This window comes from Caballeronia sp. Lep1P3 (assembly GCF_022879595.1).
Lineage (GTDB): Bacteria > Pseudomonadota > Gammaproteobacteria > Burkholderiales > Burkholderiaceae > Caballeronia.
In genome coordinates, this window is sequence record NZ_CP084266.1 from 568430 (window position 1) to 592030 (window position 23601).

At 66.1% G+C, this 23601-nt stretch carries 23 protein-coding genes and 1 pseudogene; 14 read left to right on the plus strand and 10 right to left on the minus strand.

The annotated features are described in order from the left end of the window. Nucleotides 1-15: 15 nt before the first annotated feature. Complete coding sequence (locus tag LDZ27_RS17120) at nucleotides 16-4407, plus strand: DEAD/DEAH box helicase (RefSeq protein WP_244817167.1); 4392 nt, start codon at nucleotides 16-18, stop codon at nucleotides 4405-4407. Nucleotides 4408-4419: 12 nt separating this feature from the next. On the opposite strand, the gene LDZ27_RS17125 is transcribed toward LDZ27_RS17120, so the two are convergent. From LDZ27_RS17125 to LDZ27_RS17135, 3 genes are all read right to left on the minus strand, one after another. Next, entirely contained in the window at nucleotides 4420-4635 is a 216-nt protein-coding gene (locus tag LDZ27_RS17125; RefSeq protein WP_244817168.1) for a hypothetical protein, read from the minus strand. A gap of 137 nt (nucleotides 4636-4772) precedes the next feature. Next, nucleotides 4773-5039, minus strand: coding sequence for a hypothetical protein (locus LDZ27_RS17130; protein WP_244817169.1), 267 nt, complete (start codon nucleotides 5037-5039; stop codon nucleotides 4773-4775). A gap of 30 nt (nucleotides 5040-5069) precedes the next feature. After that, on the minus strand, nucleotides 5070-5360 hold the full coding sequence (locus tag LDZ27_RS17135) for a hypothetical protein (protein ID WP_244817170.1): 291 nt from the start codon (nucleotides 5358-5360) through the stop codon (nucleotides 5070-5072). 416 nt (nucleotides 5361-5776) lie between these two features. Between LDZ27_RS17135 and LDZ27_RS17140 the strand changes: the two genes are divergently transcribed. Further along, nucleotides 5777-7942 carry a serine/threonine-protein kinase gene (locus tag LDZ27_RS17140; protein ID WP_244817171.1) on the plus strand — a complete coding sequence of 722 codons (2166 nt, stop codon included), beginning with the start codon at nucleotides 5777-5779 and terminating at the stop codon, nucleotides 7940-7942. A 12-nt stretch (nucleotides 7943-7954) separates the two neighbouring features. Here the strand turns inward: LDZ27_RS17140 and LDZ27_RS17145 are convergent, their stop codons facing one another. Then, the gene (locus LDZ27_RS17145) at nucleotides 7955-8380 is read right to left on the minus strand and encodes a phasin family protein (RefSeq protein ID WP_244817172.1); all 426 of its coding nucleotides are present in this window, start codon (nucleotides 8378-8380) and stop codon (nucleotides 7955-7957) included. Between the two features lie 267 nt (nucleotides 8381-8647). On the opposite strand from LDZ27_RS17145, the gene LDZ27_RS17150 reads away from it, so the two are divergent. Further along, on the plus strand, nucleotides 8648-8839 hold the full coding sequence (locus LDZ27_RS17150) for a DUF2964 family protein (RefSeq protein ID WP_244817173.1): 192 nt from the start codon (nucleotides 8648-8650) through the stop codon (nucleotides 8837-8839). Between the two features lie 19 nt (nucleotides 8840-8858). Here the strand turns inward: LDZ27_RS17150 and LDZ27_RS17155 are convergent, their stop codons facing one another. The 5 genes from LDZ27_RS17155 to LDZ27_RS17175 all read right to left on the minus strand — a co-directional run bounded on the left by LDZ27_RS17155 (nucleotide 8859) and on the right by LDZ27_RS17175 (nucleotide 12770). Then, nucleotides 8859-9239: a DUF3564 family protein gene (locus LDZ27_RS17155; RefSeq protein WP_244817174.1), complete on the minus strand. Its 381-nt coding sequence runs from the start codon at nucleotides 9237-9239 to the stop codon at nucleotides 8859-8861. Between the two features lie 371 nt (nucleotides 9240-9610). Beyond that, nucleotides 9611-10309 (minus strand): helix-turn-helix domain-containing protein, encoded by a 699-nt coding sequence (locus LDZ27_RS17160; RefSeq protein ID WP_244817175.1) that lies wholly within the window; start codon nucleotides 10307-10309, stop codon nucleotides 9611-9613. 73 nt (nucleotides 10310-10382) lie between these two features. Next, the gene (locus LDZ27_RS17165; protein WP_244817176.1) at nucleotides 10383-11738 is read right to left on the minus strand and encodes an ATP-binding protein; all 1356 of its coding nucleotides are present in this window, start codon (nucleotides 11736-11738) and stop codon (nucleotides 10383-10385) included. Next, nucleotides 11735-12448, minus strand: a complete 714-nt coding sequence (locus LDZ27_RS17170; RefSeq protein WP_244817177.1) for a response regulator — start codon at nucleotides 12446-12448, stop codon at nucleotides 11735-11737. Before LDZ27_RS17170 ends, LDZ27_RS17165 begins: the two co-directional genes overlap by 4 nt. Nucleotides 12449-12461: 13 nt before the next feature. Beyond that, the gene (locus LDZ27_RS17175; RefSeq protein ID WP_244817178.1) at nucleotides 12462-12770 is read right to left on the minus strand and encodes an EF-hand domain-containing protein; all 309 of its coding nucleotides are present in this window, start codon (nucleotides 12768-12770) and stop codon (nucleotides 12462-12464) included. A gap of 254 nt (nucleotides 12771-13024) precedes the next feature. Here LDZ27_RS17175 and LDZ27_RS17180 point away from each other — a divergent pair, with 254 nt between their 5' ends. The 10 genes from LDZ27_RS17180 (at nucleotide 13025) to LDZ27_RS17225 (ending at nucleotide 22682) form a co-directional block, all read left to right on the plus strand. Further along, entirely contained in the window at nucleotides 13025-13363 is a 339-nt protein-coding gene (locus LDZ27_RS17180) for a hypothetical protein (protein WP_244817179.1), read from the plus strand. A gap of 179 nt (nucleotides 13364-13542) precedes the next feature. Further along, entirely contained in the window at nucleotides 13543-13824 is a 282-nt protein-coding gene (locus LDZ27_RS17185; RefSeq protein WP_244817180.1) for a DUF3303 domain-containing protein, read from the plus strand. 47 nt (nucleotides 13825-13871) lie between these two features. Next, entirely contained in the window at nucleotides 13872-14708 is an 837-nt protein-coding gene (locus tag LDZ27_RS17190) for a 3-keto-5-aminohexanoate cleavage protein (RefSeq protein WP_244817181.1), read from the plus strand. Between the two features lie 855 nt (nucleotides 14709-15563). Then, nucleotides 15564-16256: a FadR/GntR family transcriptional regulator gene (locus tag LDZ27_RS17195; protein WP_244817182.1), complete on the plus strand. Its 693-nt coding sequence runs from the start codon at nucleotides 15564-15566 to the stop codon at nucleotides 16254-16256. Between the two features lie 117 nt (nucleotides 16257-16373). Continuing rightward, entirely contained in the window at nucleotides 16374-17297 is a 924-nt protein-coding gene (locus LDZ27_RS17200) for a dihydrodipicolinate synthase family protein (RefSeq protein WP_244817183.1), read from the plus strand. A gap of 372 nt (nucleotides 17298-17669) precedes the next feature. Further along, nucleotides 17670-18839, plus strand: a complete 1170-nt coding sequence (locus LDZ27_RS17205; protein ID WP_244817184.1) for an ABC transporter substrate-binding protein — start codon at nucleotides 17670-17672, stop codon at nucleotides 18837-18839. A gap of 84 nt (nucleotides 18840-18923) precedes the next feature. Further along, nucleotides 18924-20012 carry an ABC transporter ATP-binding protein gene (locus LDZ27_RS17210; protein WP_244817185.1) on the plus strand — a complete coding sequence of 363 codons (1089 nt, stop codon included), beginning with the start codon at nucleotides 18924-18926 and terminating at the stop codon, nucleotides 20010-20012. Then, nucleotides 20009-20872 carry an ABC transporter permease gene (locus LDZ27_RS17215; protein WP_244817186.1) on the plus strand — a complete coding sequence of 288 codons (864 nt, stop codon included), beginning with the start codon at nucleotides 20009-20011 and terminating at the stop codon, nucleotides 20870-20872. The genes LDZ27_RS17210 and LDZ27_RS17215 overlap by 4 nt, the downstream gene beginning before the upstream one ends. Before the next feature lie 68 nt (nucleotides 20873-20940). After that, complete coding sequence (locus LDZ27_RS17220) at nucleotides 20941-21780, plus strand: ABC transporter permease (protein WP_370653457.1); 840 nt, start codon at nucleotides 20941-20943, stop codon at nucleotides 21778-21780. After that, nucleotides 21780-22682, plus strand: a complete 903-nt coding sequence (locus LDZ27_RS17225) for an aldose epimerase (protein WP_244817310.1) — start codon at nucleotides 21780-21782, stop codon at nucleotides 22680-22682. The genes LDZ27_RS17220 and LDZ27_RS17225 overlap by 1 nt, the downstream gene beginning before the upstream one ends. Before the next feature lie 22 nt (nucleotides 22683-22704). Here LDZ27_RS17225 and LDZ27_RS17230 read toward each other — a convergent pair whose 3' ends face one another. Further along, nucleotides 22705-23157, minus strand: coding sequence for a histidine kinase (locus LDZ27_RS17230; RefSeq protein ID WP_244817188.1), 453 nt, complete (start codon nucleotides 23155-23157; stop codon nucleotides 22705-22707). A gap of 259 nt (nucleotides 23158-23416) precedes the next feature. On the opposite strand from LDZ27_RS17230, the pseudogene LDZ27_RS17235 reads away from it, so the two are divergent. Further along, nucleotides 23417-23587: pseudogene (locus LDZ27_RS17235) on the plus strand (DNA-binding response regulator); the annotation flags it as partial. Nucleotides 23588-23601: the final 14 nt, after the last annotated feature.

Consider the following 23601-nt stretch of genomic DNA (forward strand, 5'->3'; position numbering starts at 1 on the left):
CCCTAGAATGTTTCGATGACCCCGCATCCTTCCTCGCCCGCCGACGCGCTCGCGGGCTTTCATCCCGCCGTCGCCGGATGGTTTCGCGCGCACTTTCCCGCGCCCACCGCCGCGCAGTCGCGCGCGTGGCCGCTCATCCATGCGCGCCGGTCCACACTGGTCGCCGCGCCCACCGGATCGGGCAAGACGCTCACCGCGTTCCTCGCCGCGCTCGACGAACTCGTGCGCGACGGCATCGCGGGCGGGGGCGCGCTGCCGGACGAGACGCGCGTGGTCTATGTATCGCCGCTGAAGGCGCTGTCGAACGACATCCGCGTGAATCTGGAAGAGCCGCTCGCCGGAATCGCGCGCGCATTGCGTGAGAGCGGCGCCGCCGCGCCGGAAATCCGCGCCGCCGTTCGCACCGGCGACACGACGCAGCAGGAGCGCAACGCCGTGCGCAAGCGTCCGCCGCACATCCTCGTGACGACGCCCGAATCGCTGTACGTGCTGCTGTCGTCCGATTCGGGACGCGCGATGCTGTCCACGACACGCACGGTCATCGTCGACGAAATTCACGCGGTGGCCGGCAGCAAGCGCGGCTCGCACCTGAGCCTGAGTCTCGAACGGCTCGACGCGCTATGCGAGGAACGCAGCGCGGCGCGTCCCGTGCGCGTCGGGCTGTCGGCGACGCAAAAGCCGATCGCGCTCGTCGCGAACTTTCTCGTGGGCGAAGGGCGGCCGTGCGAAATCGTCGATGTCGGCCATGTCCGCGCGCGCGACCTCGCGCTCGAAATTCCGCCGATGCCGCTCGAAGCGATCATGTCGAACGACATGTGGGAGCGCGTCTACGACCGTCTCGCGGAACTGTCGTCGCTGCATCGCACGACGCTCGTCTTCGTGAACACGCGCCGCATGGCGGAGCGCGCGGCGCGGCATCTGACCGAGCGGCTCGGCAAGGAATCGGTCGCGGCGCATCACGGCAGTCTCGCGCGCGAGCAGCGGCTCGACGCGGAGCAGCGGCTGAAGCGCGGCGAACTGCGCGTGCTGATTGCGACGGCGTCGCTGGAGCTGGGCATCGATATCGGCGATGTCGAGCTCGTCTGCCAGATCGGATCGCCCGGATCGATCGGCGCGTTCTTGCAGCGCGTGGGGCGCTCGGGGCATCACGTCGGCGGCATGCCGAAAGGACGGCTCTTTCCGACTTCGCGCGACGATCTCATCGAATGCGCGGCGCTCATCGACTGCGTGCGGCGCGGCGAACTCGACGCCCTGACGATTCCGCGCGCGCCGCTCGACGTGCTCGCGCAGCAGATCACCGCCGAAGTCGCGTGCCGCGAATGGCGCGAAGACGCGCTTTTCGAGCGCATCCGGCGCGCGTTCCCGTATGCGACGCTCGAACGCGCGCGCTACGACGCCGTGTTGCGCACGCTCGCGGAAGGCTATACGGGCAGGCAGGGCGTGCGCGCGGCCTACGTGCATCGCGATGCGGTCAGCGGCACGCTGCGCGCGCGGCGCGGCGGCAGGCTCACGGCGGTGACATCGGGCGGGGCGATTCCGGACAACGCGGATTTCGCCGTGCTTCTGGAGCCGCAAGGCTTGCAGATCGGCACCGTCAACGAGGACTTCGCGGTCGAAAGTCTTGCCGGCGATATCTTCCAGCTCGGCAATACGTCGTACCGAATTTTGCGCGTCGAAGGCGGGCGCGTGCGCGTGGAGAACGCCAACGGGCAGCCGCCGAACATCCCGTTCTGGCTCGGCGAAGCGCCGGGGCGCAGCGCGGAACTGTCGTTCGCCATTTCGCGGCTGCGGGCGGGAATCGATGCATCGCTCGCAGCGGACGCGGACGGCGCGCGGCCGAATCTCGCGCAATCCGTCGATACCGCCGCCGCGCGCCTCGCCGACGAAACCGGCATCGGCATCGATTCCGCGCGTCAGATCGTCGACTATCTCGCCCGCGCGCGCGCCGCGCTCGGCGTGCTGCCGACGCAGGACACGCTCGTCATGGAGCGCTTCTTCGACGAAGCGGGCGGCATGCAGCTCGTCGTTCACGCGCCGTTCGGCAGCCGCGTGAACCGCGCGTGGTTCCTCGCGCTGCGCAAGCGTTTTTGCCGCACCTTCAACTTCGAGATTCAGGCGGCCGCGACAGAAGACGCGATCGTGCTGTCGCTCACGGGCAGTCACAGCTTTGCGCTCGACGAAGTCTGGCGCTATCTGAAGTCCGCGACGGCCGAGCATCTGCTGATTCAGGCGCTGCTCGACGCGCCGCTTTTCGGCGTGCGCTGGCGCTGGAACGCGACCAACGCGCTCGCGCTGCCGCGCTACGCCGGCGGGCGCAAGGTCGCGCCGCAGTTGCAGCGCATGCGAAGCGAGGATTTGCTCGCCGCCGTGTTTCCCGATCAGGTGGCGTGCGCGGAAAACGTCGTCGGGGAGCGCGAGGTGCCGGCGCATCCGCTCGTCGAGCAGACGATCGACGATTGCCTGCACGACGCGATGGACAGCACCGCGTGGCTCGCGCTTCTGCGCCGCATCGAGACAGGCGCGGTGCGGCTCGTCGCGCGCGATCTGCCGGCGCCTTCGCCGCTCGCCGCCGAGATTCTGTCGGCGCGGCCTTATGCCTTCCTCGACGACGCCCCGCTCGAAGAACGCCGCACGCAGGCCGTGCTCGCGCGCCGCTGGTCCGACCCGCAATCGGCGGACGATATGGGCGCGCTCGATCCCGACGCCATTGCGAGCGTGCGCTCTGAAGCGTGGCCTGCCGTCACGAGCGCCGACGAAATGCACGAGGCGCTCATGGGCCTCGCGTGCATCGCCGATGCGGAGGCCGACGCGAACGAAGGCTGGTCCGCCTGGCTCGACGCGCTCGCGCACGCGGGCCGCGCGACGCGGCTGCAAGTCGCCGGGTCCGACGCGCTGTGGATTCCACTCGAGCGTCTCGCGTGCGTGCGCGCCGTCTACGCGGGCGCGCCGATGCACCCGCGCCTCACGCCGCCGCCCGGTTTCGACGACGCCTGGGATGCGGACGACGCGCTCCTCGAGATCGTGCGCGCGCGGCTTTCGGGTTTCGGGCCGGTGACGGTCGCGCAGATCGCGCGGCCGCTCGCGCTGCCGGCGTCGGCGGTGGCGCTTGCCCTGACGCGGCTCGAAGCGCAGGGCTATGTGATGCGCGGCCGGTTCACGCCCGGCACGCCGGCCACGGACGAGCAATGGTGCGAGCGCCATCTGCTCGCGCGGATTCATCGCTACACGGTGCGGCGGCTGCAACGCGAAATCGAGCCGGTCGAGCGGCAGGACTTCATGCGCTTTCTGCTGGACTGGCAGCGCGTTGCGCCCGACACGCGCGGCGAGGGCCGCGACGCGCTTTTCGCGGTGCTCGAGCAGCTCGAAGGCTTCGAAGCGCCCGCCGTCGCGTGGGAAGACGACATCCTGCCCGCGCGCATCGCCGATTATTCGGGCATCTGGCTCGACGAAATCTGCCGCGCCGGAAAGATCGTGTGGTCTCGGCCGGCAGGGAGATCGCGCGCGGCGGGCGGCCCGGTGCGCGGCACGCCGATCGTGCTTCTGCCGCGCCGCCGCCTCGCCGCCTGGAACGCGCTGATGCCGCCCGACGGCACGCCCGAACTTTCGTCGCGCGCGGGACGCGTCCACGAAGCGCTGACGACGCACGGCGCCATGTTCTTCGACGAACTCCTCGCCGACACGCGCCTTCTGCGCACGGAACTCGAAGACGCGCTCGGCGAACTCGTCGCGCTCGGTCTCGTGAACGCGGACAGCTTCGCCGGCTTGCGCGCGCTGCTTACGCCCGCCGCCAAACGCAACGCATGGTCGCGGCGAACGCGCAGGCCGGGCGGCGGGCTTTTCATCGGCGGAATGGACGATGCCGGGCGCTGGGCGCTGCTGCATCGCGCGAGTCCGGGCAACGAGGACGGCGACATCGAGCATGTCGCCTCGACACTTCTGCGGCGGTATGGCGTCGTGTTCTGGCGGCTGCTGGAGCGCGAGGCGCAATGGCTTCCGCCGTGGCGCGATCTGCTGCGCGTCTATCACCGGCTCGAGGCGCGCGGCGAGATTCGCGGCGGACGTTTCGTCGCCGGACTCGCGGGCGAACAGTTCGCGCTGCCCGACGCGGTGCCGCTTCTGCGCGAGATGCGCAGGCGGCCGAAAGAGGGCGCGCTCATTGCGCTGAGCGCGGTGGACCCGCTCAATCTCGTCGGCACGTTGTTGCCCGGCGAGAAGGTGCCGGCGCTTGCGGGCAATCGCGTGCTGTATCTGGACGGCGTGCCGGCCGGCGCGGTCATCGCGGGCAAGACGCGCTATTTCGGCGATGTGGACGGCGAAGCGCGCGAGCGCCTGCGTCTTGCGCTCGTCAAGCGCACGGCGCGCTCGCTCACGGCATCGCACTCGCGCGATGCCGCCGTTTCTCAATGATGCTTATTTCGCTTATTTCGCGACCAGCTTGTTTTTGAACGGCCCCGGCTGCTGCACCGGCACGTCGTTCACCGGCACGCCGGGGTAATCGACGACGCGCGCCGCGTCCTTCGGCCGAACGCGAAACCACGGCCGCGCCGCATCGCGTGCGCCGCCTGAGACGCTCGCCATCGCTTGCCGGTCCAGTTCGACGCTGTCGGCCAAATCCCTGATCTTGATGACAGCCATGATCGTTTCCTCCTGCGTGATGAGGTCGCGTCCGCGCGGGACGCATCCAGTTTAGGCCAAGCCGCCGAACGCAATGAGCGGCGAAAGGCCGAAGCCTTCGCCGCCCGCACTGCTTGCTGCTTGCTGCTTGCGAGGCGTCAGAACACGGATGCGTTCAGATGCCCGATCTGCTTGGGTTTCACATCGGTATGCGGCGCCACGAAATTCGCGCCGATGCTTCCGACGTTATCGAGCGTGTTCACTTCCACGTTCTGCAACTGCGCGATGTTCTGCACGATGCCGACGTTCACGTTGACATTGGCATACGGCCCGTATCCGTAGCTCTGGCCGCCGGAGACGGCGGACATCGCGCGGCGGTCGAGTTCCTTGCTGTGGGACAGGTCCCGGACGATGATGGACGACATGTTGGTGCTCCTCGCGTGCCGAATGGTGGATCAGGCGCGCAGCGGGCCGAGCCCGCCGCCGATGTTGATGTTGCTCGTGTTGCGCGCCGTCTGCTTCGGGTCGACATAAGAGTCGATGTCGCCCGCGAAAGCCACGTTCATGCCGTTCTGGTTGTACGTGTTCTGTTCCTGCTGCGCCATTTGCTGCGTGTTGAACGAGAGCGAGGTCTTCGAGAAATCGAAGCTCGGCAGGAAGGTGTTCATGCCGCCTCGCACGGCGGACATGGCGCGGCGATCGAGTTCTTCGGTGAGGGACAGGTCTTTGATGGTCAGCGTCTTCATGGCAGTTCTCCTTGGATGGCAGGGGCGTTCGGATGATGGATCGAGCAACTTGTCTGCTCGGGCCAGTTAAACGCACGAGCCATGCCAATCGCGTCGAACTTCGTGAAAACTGCGCGAGAGGCCTTTATTCATGGGCTTTTCGTGCCGATCGCATGGAAATCGGCACGCATGAAGGCGTGCGATGCCGCTCGCGCAATGCCGCGTCGCGGCCAACATCGGGCGCGGATGTGTCGGTATCCGAAAGACATGTGCGCGATGCCGCGCATCGGCGAAAACGCCATTTGCCTAAGCTGCACACGAAGGCTAGTATCGAACGAGCACCGGATTTTGTTACGACAAGTGAACCGCCGGCCAGCGACGTTCATGGCGCGATCCACGTTGCCTACGTCGATTTGAAGCCGCATCGAGTCGCCGAGATGACTAGCTTTCAGGAAGCGCTTCGTGCATATCGGGGCGAAGGCGGGTCGCGCGACGCGTTCTTTGCAAAGGTGGACGGCGCATTGGCCGCCGAACGCACGCCGCCCGCGCGTCTCATGCACATGCTCGACGAGGCAAACGCGGAAAAGCCGTTCCCGCCCGATATCTATTCCGCCATTCGCCGCCGTATCGAACATACGGCGCGCACCCGTTTCGATGCGGAGCCGGGCACCGCGTTCGAGCCGCGCCGCGATGAAACGCGCCTGCATGCCGCACCGGACTTTCCGCCGCCCTTGCCGCCGCGCATGACCAACAAGGCAAGCACCGCGAGCACGGCCAGCACCGTCGGGGCGGGCGGCGATGCGAGCGGCCCTACGTCGGGCCACGCGACGCAAGTGCTCACGGACGTCGATCAGATGAAGGGCGTGGGCGATACGCTCAACAATCGCTTCGTGCTCGAGGAATGTCTCGGCATCGGCGGAATGGGCACCGTGTACAAGGCGCTCGACCTGCGCAAGCTCGAAGCGTCGGACCGGCGTCCGTATGTGGCGATCAAGGTCCTGAATCTGCAGTTCCGCGGCAATCCGAAATCGCTGATCGCGCTGCAGCGCGAGGCGCGCAAGGCGCAGCAGCTCGCGCATCGCAACATCGTGACCGTGTACGACTTCGACCGCGACGGTGCCGTCGTCTATCTCACGATGGAGTATCTGTCAGGACAGCCGCTCTCCCGAATACTTCGGACGCCGAACTTCAAGGGCATGCCGTTCAGCGAAGTCTTTCCGATCTTCAGGGGCATGGCGACCGCGCTCGCCTACGCGCACGAACGAGGTTTCGTGCATTGCGATTTCAAGCCGGCGAACGTGTTCATGACGGATGCGTCGGAGGTGAAAGTCATCGACTTCGGCATTGCGCGCGTGATTCAGCGCCCCGAGGAAGAGACCGAAGCCACCGTCTTCGATCCCGGCAGTCTCGGCGCGCTGACGCCCGCTTACGCGAGTCCGGAGATGCTCGAACATCGCGAGCCGGACCCGCGCGACGACATCTACGCGCTCGGCTGCATCACGTATGAGCTATTGACGGGCAAGCATCCGTTCGACCGCGTTCCGGCGACGCAGGCGAGGAGCGCCGGCATGAAGCCGCAGCGCCCCGAAGGTCTCGGCAACAAGCAATGGAAGGCGATCAGGGCCGCGCTCGCGTTCGAACGCGAAGCGAGAACGCCGAGCGTCGCGCAGCTTCTCGACGAGATCAGCGAGGAGCGGCCGGCCGCCGCCGATAAAACCAAAACGACGAACGCGCGTGCGCGGAAGGGCGGGTTGGGCGCGCTCGCCGTCGCCGTCGCGGCGGTGGCGCTGGCGGGCGGCGCTTACTACGTCGCGAAGCATCGGACGGCGGGGAATCGCGAAAGCGCACCGGTTGCGGTCGCGCCGACGCCCGCTCCCACACCGGAAAGGCCCGCGATCACGCCCGCCCTTCCCGCCGCGCCCGCGCCGACGCTCACGATGGCCGCCGTCACGCCCGTGCTCGCGAGCGTGCCGTGTTCGGCGCTCGTCGCCTCGGTGCACGATCAGACCGTGGACGTGCAGGGCTTCGTGTCGGAGAAGTACGGGCTGGCCCGCCTGAAAAGCGCGCTCGGCCGCGTGCCGGGCGTGAAGACGACGAACTTCGGCGTGCAGCAGGTCGCCGATGACAAGTGCGATCTGCTCAAGGTCCTCGGCCCATACTGGAGCGCGAACCGGCAGTCGGGCCGGCCCGCGTCCGTGCACACGCGTTCGAACCAGACGCGGCTCACCGAAGGCGATCCGCTGATCGTCGAACTGATGACACCCGCGTTCGATTCATACGTGAACGTCGATTACTTCATGCTAGATGGCAGCGCGGTGCATCTGCTGCCGAACGAGCGTTCCCGCGACAATCAGGCGCCGCCGGGCTACACCGCAACGATCGGCACGATGGGCGACTGGGTGGTCGGCAAGCCGTTCGGCTCGGAGATGATCGCGCTGATCGTCGCGCCCGCGCCGCTCTTCGACGCTACGCGCCCCGACAGCGAACCGAAGCCGCAGTATCTGCGCGCGCTCGACAAGCGGCTCGCCGCGCTCACGGCCCGTTATGGACGCGAGCACGTCGCCGTCGATCTGTCTCAGATCACGACGCAGCCGAAACGTTGAGCGAGCCGCCCGTTAGCCCTGCGGCCTCTCGACGGCGGCCTTCAGTTCCTGCAGCGCCTCTTCCATGCGCTTGCTGACGAGCGCATACGCTTCGGCCTGCGTCTGCTGCGTGGTGCGCGCGATGTCCTGCATGTCGGCGAGCGCATTGTGCAGCGCACGCTGCACGACTTCGTTCGCATTGAATGGCGGCGTCGCCTGCGACGATGCGAACTGCCTCGCGATGCCTTCCAGTTCGCCCAGCGTGCGGCGCAGGATTTCGAGCTGCTTGTCGCGCAACGCCTCGATTCCGCCGAACGCCACGCGATTGGTCGCGGCGAGCGCTTCGACGTCCTTGCGCCGCGATTCCATGATCGAGGTGACGTCGAATCCGGGTAGCTGATACTGCTGGAACATGGCGGCAAACTGGCTGAACGGATCGCTGAATTTTGATTGATTCATCTTGCCTCCCAGGTTCATTCGGACCAAGCGCGAGCGTGTGTTCGATGACCACGTCTTCGCGCGGCAGTGTGCGCCGTTCGCCGCAGCCGCAACCGCTGCAGCCGGCCCCTGATACTACCAATATTGGTGTCCGAAATGGGGCAAGGGAAAACACCAGAGTCCGCAATGAACGCGGCGCTGCCGATTTGACGCAGGTCAAGGCGCGGCGCGCGAGAGGTACGACGATGAAAGTGAAGGGCGCTGTGCAATGCGCCGCAGGAGGACATCATGATCAGGGGCGAAACGCGAATCGTCGCGGCGGCGGTTGCCGTGTTCGTTGCGCTCGCGGGCATCGTCGTGGCGCTGCACGGCCTCGTGTTCGACAAGGCCGCCGTGCTCGACTGGGGCGCCTTCGCGACGCTGCTCGGGGTCGCGTCGTTCGCGGTGCTGCTGATTCCCATGCCGAGCGACAGCGCCTGAATTCCCGCTTCGAGGCGCTTCAGACGCGCCAGCTGTCTTCCTCGCCCGCGAACACGCTGTGTTCGGCCTTGATCTGCGCGCGGTCGATGCACTGCACATGCCACCGGCCCACGCTTTGCGCGGCGCCGTCCGCGTACCACAGGACGCGGCCCGCAAGCCCTTCGCTCGGGCCGCCGGGCGCGTCGACATCCAGTTGTTCCAGCATGCAAACGGGCTGCTGCGCGCGCGGATCGTAGATCATCGTTCCGTTCGACGCGGCGCGCAGCCCGCCCCAGTCCGGCACGTCGATCGACTGATGGCCCTCGCGGGACCAGCGGCGCGATTCCTTGTCGAGCCACAGGATGGCGTAGGCGGCGGCTTGCATGCCTTCGAATCCATCCAGCTTGACGGTGATACGCATGACATCCTCCTCCATTGCAACGGTTTTGAGGAACATTACGCCCGGCGTTCGGCTCGCATGACGAACGCCACACGCGAAAATGGTTCGACTATGTGGCTTGTTCCGGGTTCTCGGATAGCGGTGAAAACGCGTGTTGCACCGCATCGGCGATGGTCGATCGACAAAGCAAATCCGGTGCCGACGAGCGGTGAACACGCGCGCGAAAGTCCAGCTTAGTCCTTCTACGTTGACGCTTTGGCGACAACCGTCATCGTCCAATGGAAATTGTGTTGAATGGGCCGCTCGCCGCGCTGGGGCAATTTTCGTCGCGAGCGGTGCACCGTGCACGCATTACGCGCGATGCAGCCGAAACCTCGCAGAACGAACGATCGTCATGCGTGCGCGAGGCGCGCGCGGTCCACGATGCGCAAGTGCCGTCCGTTCAATCCGATCGCGCCTTCGCGCTGCAGCTTCGACAATGTTCGGCTCACCGTTTCGAGTTCGAGGCCGAGATAACTGGCGATGTCGGCGCGCGTCATCGGCAGCGTAAGCTCGCTTTTTTCGCCGGCGCGCGCGGCGCTCGCTTCGAGCCGGCTCGACAAGTCGAGCAGAAACGCCGCGACGCGCTCGCGGGCCGGCATGGTGCCGAGGATCAGCGCAAGGCGCGCCGCGCGCACGATTTCCGCGCTCATGATCGCGAGCAGCGCATGCTGCATCGGCGCATATTCGCGGCACAGCGGCTCCAGAATGCCCACCGGCATGATTCGCACGACGCTGTCCTCGAGCGCGACGGCATCGCTTTCGTGACGTCCGGTGCAGATGCCATCCAGCCCGAGCGTTTCATCCAGCAGATGAAACGCCGTGATCTGCGTGTGCGGGGCGCTATCGTCATCGGCGCAGGGATAGCCCGCCACGCTCTTGAAGCAGCCGCTTTGCACCGTGTACAGGCTTCGTAGCGGCTCGTGCGCGCAATAGAGCGCGTCGCCCCGGACGATGGAGCGCGTCGGGAAGGGGATGGCGTCGGTATCGGCGAAATGGACGTGTAGCGCGAGATCCGGCCTTGGCACGCCGGGATCGCTTGCGGGGTGCATGGCCGCGTCTCCAGGACTTCTACTCTGACAGTATGGTTCACGCGCGGCCAAACGTGCATGTCAGTCGTGCAAGTCAGTCGAGCGGACGGCGAACCATCGGAAGGACGATGCGTGCTTCCGCGCCGCCGCCGTCTCGCGCGCGCAGTTCGAGGGTGCCGCCGTGCAGCTTCGCTATCCGCTCGACGATCGCGAGTCCGAGTCCCGTGCCTTTCGGGTGGCCTTCGGGCTGGCCTTCGCCGCCGCGCCTGAACGGTTGCTTGAGCGCTTCCGGGTCCTGTCCGCGAAGCCCCGGCCCGCGATCCGCGATCACGATGCAGGCGGCGTTCGCGCCCGCATCGGTCCATGTGCGCGCTTCGAGGCCGCTCACGCCATACAGCACCGCGTTCTGCATCACGTTCATGAGCATGCGCATGACGCTGATCGGACGAAACGCGAACGGCTCGATGTCGCCCAGCGACAGCGCAAACTCGTGCCCGAGGCCCGCGAAATCCGCGGCGAGATTGGCGACGAGCGCATTCAAATCGCCGACGACGGGCGTCTCTTTCGCGCCGCTGCCCGCGTAGTCCATGAACTGCTGAAGAATGCTGTCGATCTGGTCGAGATAGCCCTCGGCCGATGCCGCGAACGCCGCGTCCGTCGATGGCACGGCGGACATCGCCAGCGCGAGCCGCATTTTGGTCATCGGCGTGCGAATGTCGTGCGAGATGCCGGCGAGCATCAGCGCGCGCGTCGCCTCGGATTCGGCGAGTGCAGCCGTCATGTGATTGAACGCGTCGCTGACTTGCGCGATCTCGGTCGGGCCGTCGGTCGGCAGCACGCGCGGCTCGCCGCCCGCGGAGAGACGGCGCGCGGCATCGGCGAGACGCGCGAGCGGGCGGTTGAGATGGCGCTGGATCGCATAGGCCGTCGCGGTGGCAAGCGCGCCGAGACCGAGCGAGAGCAGCAGCGCCGTGGCGACGCCGTCGTCGTGCGCGGCTTCCGGCACCGGCAGCGCGATCCAGCGCGGCTCGCCCGACAGATGCACGCGAATCCAGAGGCGCTGCTGGCCGTCGCCGGACGTTTCGCTGCCTTGCCAGCGCACCGGCATGTCGTCAGGCAGATCGCGGCGAAGACGCTCGGTGAACGTATCGCGCTGATATGTCCGATAAAAGCGCAGCCACGATTGCGGCGATGCGCTGCTTGCGCCTGCGGGCAATGCCGCGCGCACGTCCAGGTGCGCGGTGACGGCGCGGGCGCGATCGTCCGGCGTCGCGCCGAGGACGGCGTCGAGCGTCCGGATATAGCTTGCGAAGGTCGCGGCGGCCCGCTCGATGCGCGGCGTCTGGATGAAGTGCAGCAACACCGCGAGCGCGCAGACCTGACTGAGCGCGACGAGCGCCACGAGCAGCAGCACGCTGCGAGCGAAGAGCGAGCGCGGCGCGAGGCTCACGGCTCGATGTCCGCGAGCAGCATATAGCCGACGCCCCACACGGTCTTGATGAAGCGCGGCTTGCCGGGATCGTCCTCGATCAGCTGGCGCAGCCGCAACACCTGCACGTCGATGCTGCGATCGAGCGCGTCATGATCGCGGCCACGCGTGCGCGCGATCAGGTTGTCGCGGCTCACCGCGCGATTCGGCGACGAGCCGAGCGCGTTCAGCAACTGCATCTGCGCCGAATGCATCTCGAACGGCTCGCCGCCCCGAAAAAGCTGCTGCTTGCCGAGATCGAGCCGGAAGTCGCCGAAGCGGATTACTTGCGACGTGAGCGTGGGGTCGCCGGCGGCGATCTTCTGTCGGCGCAGCAACGCCCGCACGCGCGCGACGAGTTCTTGCGGCAGAAAGGGCTTGGCGAGGTAATCGTCCGCGCCGGTTTCGAGGCCGACGACCTTGTCGACCGGATCGCCCTTCGCGGTGAGCATGAGGATCGGCAGCGTGTGGCCTTCGGCGCGCAGGCGGCGGCATACCGAAAGACCGTCTTCCGGCTCCATCATCCAGTCGAGCACGAGCACGTCATACGGTTCCCGCTGAAGATAGCGGTCGAGCCGCTTGCCATTCTCGACGACGCGCACGGCAAACCCCTGCGAGCTCAGGAAGCGCTGAAGCATGTTGCGCAGCTCGGCTTCGTCGTCGAGCACGATGATCTTCGGCAAAGCGTCCATGCGGCGCTCCGTTTCAGCGTTGGGCCGTGTGTCCGCGCAGGAAGGCTTCGATCTGCGAGAGCGTCACATAGCCGTTGCCGAGCGTGTCGATCTCGTCGAAATGCTTCGCGACCACCGGCAGGCCCGTTACCGCCTGATCGCGCGTGAGCTTGCCGTCGTGCGTGGTGTTGGCATGCGCGAAGCGCGTCTGCAGCTTCTGCATGCCCTGTTCGACGCGCGGGCTTGCGCCCATCGGCTGCGTGGCGGTCTGCGCGTTCGCCGTGCCGGAAACGAGCGCGGCGGAAAGGACAAGCGAGGCGAGCAGGGCGGCGATCTTTTGCATGACGTTCTTCCTTCTTTGATAGGCGGCGCAATGGCGCGGCGCAGTCTTTCGGCGGACTGATTCTAGTGGGCCGCGCGCCGAAGACAATTTCCCGCGTGCTACGAAACATGTCGGCGTATTTCATGGCCGGTTCGCGAACGGCCTTGCGACATCCGGCGACACAGGTTTGCGCTAACGCCTCAGGGCCGTGTCTCGCTATCGTTGCGCTGGCCGCCGAATCGTCGGCGCTCGATCGAACCCAGTGAGGACATACGATGAAGATCCATCTGCTCAGTGCTTCCGCCATCGCCGCCATCGCCCTGACCTGCGCGCAGACTGCGTCGGCGGGAACGACCGTTCAGGTCTCCTACGCCGCGCCCGCCGTGGTCTATGCGCCGCCGCCGCGTCCCGTCTACTACGCGCCGCCTTACGCCTTCGCGGCCGCGCGGACCGTGGTCATGGTGCCCGTCGCCGCACCGGTGCCGCCGCCTCCGCCGCCACGCGCGCCGGTCGTCGTCGTTCCGGCGCCGGTGCGTGTCTACGCGGCGCCGCCTGCCGTGCGCATCACGTATGCGCAGCCGGTGCTGGCCGCACCGGTCGTCGTGATGCACTGATCGCGCTGAATCGAGCATAGTGCATTTCGTCGGCAGCGCACGCCCACCGGCGTCGCGCGCAAACCGGGACCGCGCTTTGCGGGGAGCTTGCAATGGCGGCATCCCCGGCTTCTATACTGGATGAACCACCTCCGGCGCATGCCGGATCGCGTGGCGACTTTCGGAAGGAGGGGCGAGCCATGTTGTTCATCGTCAGTTGGACCGCGCTGCCCGAGGTTCGAAACCGGGCAGCCGAACGCTTCCTGCAAAGCGGCGGTGCGCCGCCCGAAGGCGTCCGCTTGACGGGACGCTGGCATGGCATCGGGTCGATACGCGGCTTCGCCGTCTGCGAAGCGAGCGACATCGAGCCGATGGCGCTATGGGCGCACGAATGGGCCGACCTCTTCACGCTCGACATCGTGCCCGCGATGACGGACGAACAGGCCGGCAAGCTGCTCGCGCAGGCGGCAGAGCGGCGTTAGACCTTTTCTGCATCGAGCATCGGGGCGAACCCGAATAGGAGACGAGCGTGACGCAAGCCCAATCCACCGAACCCTGCATCATTTCCGTCGCCATCACCGGCTCCGTGCCGCGCAAGAAGGACAATCCGGCGGTGCCGATCACGATCTCGGAGCAGATCGAGAGCACGCACGCGTCCTACGAGGCCGGCGCGACGCTCGTCCATCTCCATGTGCGCGACGAAGACGAACGGTCCAGTTCGGACCGGCATCGCTTCGAGGAGCTTCAGGAGGGAATCCGCAAGCATTGTCCGGACATCATCATCCAGTTCTCGACGGGCGGGCGCGGACGGTCGTTCGAGCAGCGCGGCGCGATGCTCGATCTGAAGCCTGATATGGCGTCGCTCGCGACGGGATCGGTGAATTTTCCGACCATCGTGTACGAGAATCCGCCGGACTTCGTGCGCTCGCTCGCGCAGCTCATGCTCGATCACGACGTGAAGCCGGAAATCGAAGTCTTCGACCTGGCGATGCTCTACAGCACCGTCGATCTCGTGAATCAGGGGCTGCTCAAGCGTCCCGTGCACGTTCAGTTCGTGCTGGGCGTGAAGAACGCGTTGCCGGCGCGTCGCGAGATACTGGAATTCGAAGTCGAGCAGTTGAGGAAACATCTGCCGGATGCGACGTGGGTGGCCGCGGGCATCGGTCGGCATCAGCTCGAAGTGAATCGCTGGTGTCTCGAATTGGGCGGGCACTGCCGCACCGGTCTCGAAGACAATGTGCGCTGGGACAAGGACACGCTCGCGACGAGCAATGCGCAGCTCGTGGGCCGTGTGGCTTCGCTGTGCGAGGAATTTGGACGTCCTGTCGCGAGCGCGCAGGAGGCGCGCAGGCTGCTGTCGTTATGAAGTCGACGTGCCGCGTCTGGTTCGACTTCATCGCTCGTCGTGTTTCATGTACGGGCCGGCGTCCACCGCCGGCCTTATTTTTTCGCCGTGCGTCAGACGGCGTTTTCGCATCTCTCACGTCTTCGGGCTATTTGCCTGCGGGCAAGCAGTTGATACTACGGATCACGAACGGTGCACGAAACGTGCGGCGCGGTCTCCAGGTCAACGGGAATCGACTCACTGTCCGCGCGCGCGAAAGCACAGTCGAGTACGACGACGCGAGCCCGAGCCGCATCACGCTCGGCGGCAAGAATGCGCCGGCCGTCACGCTCACGAATGTCGCGCCCGGAGCCGTCGATCCCAATAGTCCCCACGCAGTAAACGGTGCGCGATCTGACGCCGCAGCAAGCAGCGCGGCGGCTGCGTTGGGAGGCGGCATGGAACGACCGCCGGACCGACGTATCGCTTCCAGGACGGTTCCCAGTACCCGTCCGTCGGCGACGCGCTCTCGAACCTCGACGGTCGCGTCGTGCGGAACACGGCCGACATCACGAACATCAACTCGACGCTGAGCAACATCGAGACGGGCGGCGGAATCAGATATTTCCACGCCAACGCGACGCTTGACTCGTCCGCGACAGGCGCCGAATCCGTCGCGATCGGTTCGGGTTTCATCGCCGATCGTTCGAGCACGGTATCCGTGGGCGCGCCGAGCAGTTCAGCAAACGTCGACTTTACGGTCGGAGCGGGGCATCAGGGGTTAACGGCGCGTCGCCGACATGACCACCGTCCGCGTGTCGGGGCCAGCACCGGCGGCGTTCGCCCCAGAATCTGCCTTACAATCGGTCTCCACCCTGACAAGCACGCGCAGCGCACATGAACGAGCGTAAAACGCCCGGTCTCGCCGACCGCATCTACAGCGAGATCCTCAACAGCATCATGGAGGGCGACTTCAAGGAGGGCGACCGGCTCATGACGGAGCATGCGCTCGCGGATCGCTTCGCCACTTCGCGCCCGACCGTGCGCGAAGCGCTCGCTCGTCTGCGCGCCGACGGCATCATCGTTACGCGGCGCGGTTCGGGAACCACGGTCGGACGCCGGCCCGATCCGGATGTGCGCCGCTTCGCGCCGCTCGAAACGCTGTCCGACATCCGGCGCTGCTATGAATTTCGCATCGTCACCGAGGCGGGCGCGGCCGCGCTTGCGGCACAGAAGGCCGATGCCGACGACTTGCGCGCCATTCAGGACGCCTGGGACCAGTTGGAGCGCGTCGTCGAAGCGCAGCAGGGCATCGGTGCCAAAGACGACTTCGCGTTCCATCTCGCGGTGGCGCGCGCGTCGAAGAACCAGTTCTTCATCACCGTGATGTCGTTCATCGAAGAGCAGGTCGTGTTCAGCATGAACCTGTCGCGCAATCTCTCGCTCGTGAAGACGCTCGAGCGTCAACGCCTCGTCCAGCGCGAACATCTCGACGTACTCGAAGCCATCCGCGACCGCGATGCAGCCCGCGCAGCGCATGCGATGAAGACGCACCTCGAAAGCGCGCTCGACCGGATGTTCGGCAACTAGTTGTCATACGACTTCGGACCGTAAGCGGCGACAGGCATCTTGTGGTGCCAAGTTGTTTGACAACATCGGCGCGCCTTGCTACTTTCGCCATACATCCAGTCAGCCAGGCGAGGCGTCATGAAGGTCGAACCCCTATCCATCAACGAATTGTCGGGAAGTGTCATGGCGGTGCCGCCGCTCGCGCGACGCGCCGATTTCACGCTCGACGCCGATCAGAACCGCACGCTGATCGGCCATATCGAGGCGGGCGGCGTCCGCACCGTCCTGTACGGCGGCAACGCGAACCTGTATCACGTCGCGGTCAGCGAATATCGCGAGTTGCTTGACATGTTGGCCGGAAGCGCCGCGCCGCAGACGCGCGTGATCCCGGCGATCGGGCCCGACTACGGCAAGATGTTCGATCAGGCTCGCATTCTTGCGCAGACGAACTACCGCACCGCGATGGTCCTGCCGCTCGCCGGCTTCACGACGCCGCAAGGCGTCGCCACTGGTCTTAGACGGCTTGTCGACATCGCCGGGATGCCGTTCACGCTCTACATCAAGAGCGAAAACTACGTCGACGTGGACACGCTCGCCGCGCTCGTCGGCGATGGGACGCTGTTCGCCGTCAAATACGCGATTCCGCGCGCCGATCCCGCCGACGACCCGTATCTGCGTCGGCTGCTGGAGAGCGTTCCGGCGGCGCAAGTCGTGTCGGGCATGGGCGAGCGCCCCGCGCTGGTCCACACGCGCGACTTCGGGCTGGCGGCGTGGACGACCGGCTCGGGCTGCATCGCGTCGAAGGCGGTCATGGCGCTGCTGCGCGCCGCGAAGTCGGGCAACATCGACGAGGCGCAGCGCCTCTACGACCGCTTCCTTCCGCTGGAAACACTGCGCGACGAGATCTCGCTGATTCGCGTGCTGCACGACGCCGTCACGCTGTCCGGCATCGCCGACATGGGCCCGATTCTGCCGCTTCTCTCCGGAACGCCCGCCGACGCGCTGCCCGCCGTCGAGAAAGAGGCGCGCGCGCTTCTGGAATTCGACCGCTCGCTCGCCTGAGAAAGACGCGCTTCGCCGAGGAAACCCGGGTTAAAAGAAGTAAAACAAGTCGGGTAACAAGCGCTTCGGGTATATCCCGAGCATCGGGCGCAAGCCCATATCGTGCAGCGGAAAAGGGCTGTTCCGCCTGTTTAGGTAACAGGCGGAGCACCTTCCGATTTGCTTGACATACGATGATTGGCTTGGATATTTTTCAGCTTCGTGAGCTAATAACGGACGCGAGGGACGCAGACCGAAAGACGAAAACACCGCGCACCGAGCAAACCAAAACGAAGCACGAAGCAAGAACAGGCCGGCGATCGACATAGCGAGACGAATCGACAAGCGACCGGACCTCGTCCCAATAGTGGTTGCGAGAAGTGAGGAGACAAAATGGCTTTCAAGGCAGGACTGTCAGTGAAACTGGCGGCGCTGTGCGTCGCCGTGAGCGCGGCGTTCGCGACGAGCGCTCAGGCGGCGGACCCGGTGTCGATCAACATCGTCGACGTCGCGGGCAATCTCCAGTTGACGCAAAAGGGTTTCGAGGCGTTCAAGGCCAAGTACCCGGACCTGGTTTCCAGCATCACGTTCACGAACGCGCCGGCGCCGCAGTTGCCCGGCAAGATCAAGGCGATGCAGGCGGCGGGCCGCTCGGACATCGACCTCGTCGTGACGGGCACCGATGCGCTCGCTGCCGGCATCCAGCAAGGTCTGTGGGAGAAGCTGCTGCCGGATCACGCCGCCGTGTTCCCCGGCGTGCTCGACAAATACGCGCCCGGTCCGCGCAAGATGCAGGACATCGCGCAGGGCTACGGCCTCGAAGTGACGTACATGCCCGCCGGCCCGCTGCTCGAATACAACCCGGCGAAAGTCGGCGATCCGCCGAAGACGCCGGATCAGCTCCTCGCGTGGTGCAAGGCGCATCCGAACAAGCTGATTTACGCGCGCCCGGCCAACTCCGGCCCCGGCCGCACGTTCCTGATGGGCCTGCCTTACGTCCTCGGCGACAAGAATCCGATGGACCCGGTCAACGGCTGGGACAAGACCTGGGCGTTCCTCAAGCAGTTGAACGACTGCATTCCTTACTATCCGGGTGGCACCTCGGCGGTCATGAAGGAACTGGGCGAAGGCACGCGTGACATGACCGTCACCGTGACGGGCTGGGACATCAATCCGCGCGCCCTCGGCATCGTGCCGGCGGACTTCAAGGTTCAGGCGTTCGACAACATGACGTGGGTGAACGACGCGCACTACATGGTGATCCCGAAGGGCGTGCCGAAGGAAAAGCTCGACGTGCTCTACAAGCTGATGAACTTCATGCTCGAGCCGGCGCAGCAGGCCATGACCTATGACGACGGTTACTTCTATCCGGGCCCCGCGGTCAAGGACGTGCCGCTGTCCGCCGCGCCCGCCAAGAGCCAGGAAGTGATCCAGAAGTTCGGTCGCCCCGAATACGCGAAGCTGCTGGCCGACCGGCCGCACGTCGTGCCGCTCAATGCGCAGGCGATGGTCGCCGCGTTCCAGAAATGGGACCGCGAAATCGGCGCGGCGAAGACGAAGTAAGCGAAGTCGGTACATCGCTCGGGTTTGGCAATTGGCGGCGGCGTTCCTCGCGGAACGCCGCCGCTCGCGCAACAGGGAATCGTCATGAAGCACACTTTTGAGCAGTTGCGCCTCGACTCGGTCTCGCGCAGCTTCACCAACGCGGAAGGGCATCAGCTCGCCGCGCTGAAGGGCCTCGATCTCAACATCCAGCGCGGCGAGTTCATCGCGCTGCTCGGGCCGTCGGGCTGCGGCAAGTCGACCGCGCTCAACTGCATCGCCGGCTTGCAGCCGTTGACGGGCGGCGGCATCTGGCTCGACGACAAACGCATCGACATCCTGCCGCCCGAAAAACGCGGCTTCGGCATGGTGTTTCAGAACTACGCGCTGTTTCCGCACATGTCCGTGCTGGACAACGTCGGCTTCGGACTCAAGATGCGCGGCGTGTCGAAGGCGGAAGCGACGAAGCGCGCGAAGGCCGCGCTGAATCTGGTGCAGTTGATCGGACACGACGCGAAGCTGCCCGGCCAGCTTTCCGGCGGCCAGCAGCAGCGCGTGGCGATTGCGCGCGCGATCGTCATCGAGCCGCCGCTCGTGTTGATGGACGAACCGCTATCCAATCTCGACACGAAGCTGCGCATCGAAATGCGCGCCGAAATCCGCCGCATCCACGGCAAGCTGGAGCGCGCGACCATCTACGTGACGCACGATCAGGACGAGGCGCTCTCGATGGCCGACCGCATCGTCGTGATGAAGGAGGGCGTCGTGCAGCAAGTCGCGTCGCCGAGGGAAGTCTATTCGCGGCCGAAGAACCTGCACGTCGCGCGTTTCATGGGCTTTCGCAACGTCGCGCCGTTCACGCTCGAAGGCACGCAGGGCGAAACGGTGGCCGTGAGTGCGAACGGCGTGCGTCTTCTCGGCACGCCGATGGAAGGCTTCGACAGCAAGAGCGTCAGTGTCGCGCTGCGTCCGGAAGACCTGGAGCGCGCCTCGCCGGGCGATCAGAATGCATTCGATGCGCGCGTCGAAACCGTCGAATACGGCGGCCGCGATTCGCTGATTCGCGTGGACACCGCGTTCGGCAAGCTGTGGGCGCGCATCCTGGGCGAATGCACGGAAGGCGAGCGCATCGCGTTGCGCGTCGCGCCGTCGAAGGCGCTCGTCTATGGACAAGAACGCGGAGAAGAGAAATGATCGCGCTTCCCGCGCAGCGCGACGCGAAGGGCTGGCTCGTCGCGCCGGCGCTCGTTTTCATCATCGCGCTCTTCATTTATCCGTTTGCCTACGGGCTCATGCTCTCGTTCAATCCGATGAACGGCGGCGGCGCATGGGCGAACTACGTAACGTTCTTCACCGACACGTCGATGTGGCCGACGATCATCGTCACGCTGAAGCTCGCCGTGCCCGCGACGATCATCAACGTCGGCGTGTCGGTGCCGGTCGCGTTCGCGCTCCGGCGCTCGTCGCCGTATCAGAAGTTCGCGACGACGCTGCTCGTCATTCCGGTGACGCTCGGCACCGTGCTGATCGCCGACGGCATGCTCACGTACTTCAGTCCGAACGGCTGGTTTCCGCAGGCGATTCAGGCGCTGCATCTGTACGGCGACGAAGTGCGGCTCACGCATAACTACTGGGGCGTGCTGATCTCGCTGATCGTGTCGGGCTTTCCGTTCGCGTTCCTGCTCACGCTCTCGTATGTGACGGGCATCGATCCGACGCTCGCCCGCGCCGCCGCGACGCTCGGCGCGAGTCCGTGGCAGCAGTTCCGCCAGATCTATCTGCCGCTGCTTCTGCCCGGCCTCACGATGACCGCGTGCCTTTCGTTCGTGCAGGCGTTCTCGGTGTTTCCGTCGGCGGTGCTGCTCGGCGCGCCGGCCGGCCCCACGCGCGTCATTTCGATCGCCGCATCGGAGGCCGCGTTCGAGAGCTACGATTACTCGCTCGCCTCGACGATCGCCATCGTGATGGGCTTCGTGCAACTGCTGGTCGTGGGCGGCATGCTGGGCGCGCGCCGCTTCTTCTACACCGGCCCGGTGACGGGAGGCAAAGGCTGATGACTACCGACAACCGAGCCGCGTCGAGCTGGCAGGCAGAAGCGCCGACTCAACGCTCCGGCAAGAAAATGAAACAGCAAGCGAGCCTGCGCGACAGGCTGTGGAAGACGTTCGTCTGGATCACGATGGGCTTTTTCCTCGTCAACGTGCTGCTGCTCATCGCGACGGTCGCGGTCAACTCCGTCGCGACGCGCTGGTTCGGCACGCTGTTGCCGCAAGGCTTCACGCTGCACTGGTACGCGCAGGCGTGGAGCGACTTCCAGTTGTCGAGCGTGCTGCTCGTCACGCTCGAAGTGGTGGGCGCGGTGGTGCTGCTGTCCATTCTGCTCGGCGTGCCGGCCGCGTATGCGCTCGCGCGCGTGCAGTTTCCGGGCAAGCGTTTCGCGATGCTCGTCTTTCTGCTGCCCTTGATGGTGCCGCCCGTGACCTACGGCATCCCGATGGCCACCGTCATGTACAAGTTCCATCTGGCCGGCACGCTGACCGGCGTGATCCTCGCGAACCTCGTGCCGGCGCTGCCGTTCGTGATTCTGGTGATGACGCCGTTCATCGAGCAGATCGATCCGAATCTCGAATCCGCCGCGCGGATTTTCGGGGCGAACACGGCGCGCTATTTCCGCTACGTGCTGCTGCCGCTGCTCGTGCCGGGCATGCTCGCGGCGGGGCTGCTCGTGCTGGTGCGGACCATCGGCATGTTCGAGCTGACGTTCTTCACCGCCGGGCCGACCACGCAGACGCTCGTCGTCGCGCTGTACTACGCCGTGTTTTCGACGGGCGTGCGCGCGCCGCAATCGATCGACGCCATGGCGATGATCTACATGGCCATCACGCTCGTCTGGGTGCTGATCGCGCTGCAGTTCGTGAGTCCGACGCAGCTCGTTTCGCGCGTGAAGGAGCAGCGTCAGTGATGCGCGCGGTGATCGATCTGAAGGCCGAGCCGCTGTTGCGCATCGCGAGCGGCGCGCATGTGCTGGAACTCGCGCCGGCGGCTGGCGGGCGCATCACGCGCTTCTCGACGCGAGACGATCGTGGCGTGCATGACTGGCTCGTGCCGATCACGGCCTCGAACTGGCCGTGCGATGCGTGGCCGAAGGGCGGCAGCTATCCGCTGGTGCCGTTCTCCAACCGCGTGCGCGACGCGCGGTTTCCCGCGCCCGACGGCGCGCGCATCGAACTGGCGACGTTTCCCGGCATGGCGCACGCGCTGCACGGCTTCGGCCAGTACGCGCCGTGGAGCGTCGAGCGTCACGACGCGGATTGCATCGAGATGCGCTATGTCCATCGCGCGAGCGAGCATGGCTGGCCGTGGGCGTTCGACGCCATCCAGACGATTCGCGCGACCGCCGAAGGCGCGCACATGTCGATGCGCGTCGTCAACCGGTCGTCGCAGCCGATGCCCGCGGGCTTCGGCTTTCATCCGTACTTCGCGGCGGAGCGCGCCGAACTCGACGCGTCCACGCTCTGGCGGCACGAAGCGGAAATCGCGCTCGGACCGTCCGACGATGCGCCGCCGCGCCGCCATGTCAAGGAATCGGGCGGCTATACGCGTTATCTGAGCGGCTGGGTCGGGCGTGCGACGCTTTCCTACGCGAACGGCCGCACGCTCGCGCTGACCGCCGATGCCGCGCTCGGCCATGCGATCGTGCATTGCCCCGCGGGTGGCGCGTATCTCTGCGTCGAGCCGGTCTCGCATGTGAGCGACGGCTTCAATCTCGATGCGCAAGGCATCCGGGGAACGGGCGTCGTCGTCGTGCCGGCGGGTGGCGAAATCGCGGCGTCGCTCGCGATGACGGTGACGGCCGGCGTCTGAGGCGCGTGACGCGCCCGGCGTATCAGCGGGCGACGGGCGCGAAGAAGAACGCATCGATCAGATCGACGATGCGCCACGTCGAGCAGGGACGCCTGCAGTGCGCGTCGAAGCCGGCATCCTTGAGCGTCTGCACCGGATCGGCGGGCCATACGTTGCTCATCGCGACGAGCAGGCGGCCCGTCGCGTCCGCATCCATGCGCAGCGTGCGCAGAAAGACATAACCCGATTCGCTGTCGAGACACGTATCGAGGACGAGCGCCTGCGGCTGCCACGCAAGCACGAGCGCGCGCACCGACTTCAGGTCCTGCGAATGGATGACCTGCAAGCCCTTCAGACGAAGCTGCATGGCGAGCGTATCGCCGATGGACTTGTCCTTGTGCGCGATCAACACGCGGCGCGCGCAATCGCCCGCGCGCGCCCGCTTGATGCGCCACAGCGCGAACTCGCGCTCGTTGTCCGTGAGACGGCTCGCCATGTCGTCCTCCTCGTCGTGAGCGGATCGCGTGTCGATTCGAATGCGGCCAGTGTCGGCGCTTCGTGCCGTGTCCTGAACCCGGCGCGCGTGGGGACGCGGGGGAATTTTCGGGGACCGCTGAACCTATCCCTGCCAATGGAGGGATGGATGGCATGCGCGCCGCGCGTAACATCGAAGGCGTTCTCGGGGGCTTGCAATGGAAAACGGCTACTTCAAAACAGTATTGCTGGTAGAGGACGAAGGGCTCACGCGGAGCGCGATGAAAAGCCTGATCCTCGCGAACGAGCCGTTGCTCGAGATCGACGAAGCCGACGGCGTCGAACAGGCGAAAGCGAAGCTCGCCGCCGGATCATACGATCTGATGTTCCTCGACTATCACCTGCGCGGACAGGCCACCGGCATGGACCTGCTCAACTGGATACGCGAGGAAGAGCGCGAGGTGCA

Bases quoted from the DNA above. Each gene is read 5' to 3' on its own strand.
- LDZ27_RS17120 (WP_244817167.1), top strand. From the start codon at position 16: ATGACCCCGCATCCTTCCTCGCCCGCCGACGCGCTCGCGGGCTTTCAT.
- LDZ27_RS17125 (WP_244817168.1), bottom strand. From the start codon at position 4,635: ATGGCTGTCATCAAGATCAGGGATTTGGCCGACAGCGTCGAACTGGAC.
- LDZ27_RS17130 (WP_244817169.1), bottom strand. From the start codon at position 5,039: ATGTCGTCCATCATCGTCCGGGACCTGTCCCACAGCAAGGAACTCGAC.
- LDZ27_RS17135 (WP_244817170.1), bottom strand. From the start codon at position 5,360: ATGAAGACGCTGACCATCAAAGACCTGTCCCTCACCGAAGAACTCGAT.
- LDZ27_RS17140 (WP_244817171.1), top strand. From the start codon at position 5,777: ATGACTAGCTTTCAGGAAGCGCTTCGTGCATATCGGGGCGAAGGCGGG.
- LDZ27_RS17145 (WP_244817172.1), bottom strand. From the start codon at position 8,380: ATGAATCAATCAAAATTCAGCGATCCGTTCAGCCAGTTTGCCGCCATG.
- LDZ27_RS17150 (WP_244817173.1), top strand. From the start codon at position 8,648: ATGATCAGGGGCGAAACGCGAATCGTCGCGGCGGCGGTTGCCGTGTTC.
- LDZ27_RS17155 (WP_244817174.1), bottom strand. From the start codon at position 9,239: ATGCGTATCACCGTCAAGCTGGATGGATTCGAAGGCATGCAAGCCGCC.
- LDZ27_RS17160 (WP_244817175.1), bottom strand. From the start codon at position 10,309: ATGCACCCCGCAAGCGATCCCGGCGTGCCAAGGCCGGATCTCGCGCTA.
- LDZ27_RS17170 (WP_244817177.1), bottom strand. From the start codon at position 12,448: ATGGACGCTTTGCCGAAGATCATCGTGCTCGACGACGAAGCCGAGCTG.
- LDZ27_RS17175 (WP_244817178.1), bottom strand. From the start codon at position 12,770: ATGCAAAAGATCGCCGCCCTGCTCGCCTCGCTTGTCCTTTCCGCCGCG.
- LDZ27_RS17180 (WP_244817179.1), top strand. From the start codon at position 13,025: ATGAAGATCCATCTGCTCAGTGCTTCCGCCATCGCCGCCATCGCCCTG.
- LDZ27_RS17185 (WP_244817180.1), top strand. From the start codon at position 13,543: ATGTTGTTCATCGTCAGTTGGACCGCGCTGCCCGAGGTTCGAAACCGG.
- LDZ27_RS17195 (WP_244817182.1), top strand. From the start codon at position 15,564: ATGAACGAGCGTAAAACGCCCGGTCTCGCCGACCGCATCTACAGCGAG.
- LDZ27_RS17200 (WP_244817183.1), top strand. From the start codon at position 16,374: ATGAAGGTCGAACCCCTATCCATCAACGAATTGTCGGGAAGTGTCATG.
- LDZ27_RS17205 (WP_244817184.1), top strand. From the start codon at position 17,670: ATGGCTTTCAAGGCAGGACTGTCAGTGAAACTGGCGGCGCTGTGCGTC.
- LDZ27_RS17210 (WP_244817185.1), top strand. From the start codon at position 18,924: ATGAAGCACACTTTTGAGCAGTTGCGCCTCGACTCGGTCTCGCGCAGC.
- LDZ27_RS17215 (WP_244817186.1), top strand. From the start codon at position 20,009: ATGATCGCGCTTCCCGCGCAGCGCGACGCGAAGGGCTGGCTCGTCGCG.
- LDZ27_RS17220 (WP_370653457.1), top strand. From the start codon at position 20,941: ATGAAACAGCAAGCGAGCCTGCGCGACAGGCTGTGGAAGACGTTCGTC.
- LDZ27_RS17225 (WP_244817310.1), top strand. From the start codon at position 21,780: ATGCGCGCGGTGATCGATCTGAAGGCCGAGCCGCTGTTGCGCATCGCG.
- LDZ27_RS17230 (WP_244817188.1), bottom strand. From the start codon at position 23,157: ATGGCGAGCCGTCTCACGGACAACGAGCGCGAGTTCGCGCTGTGGCGC.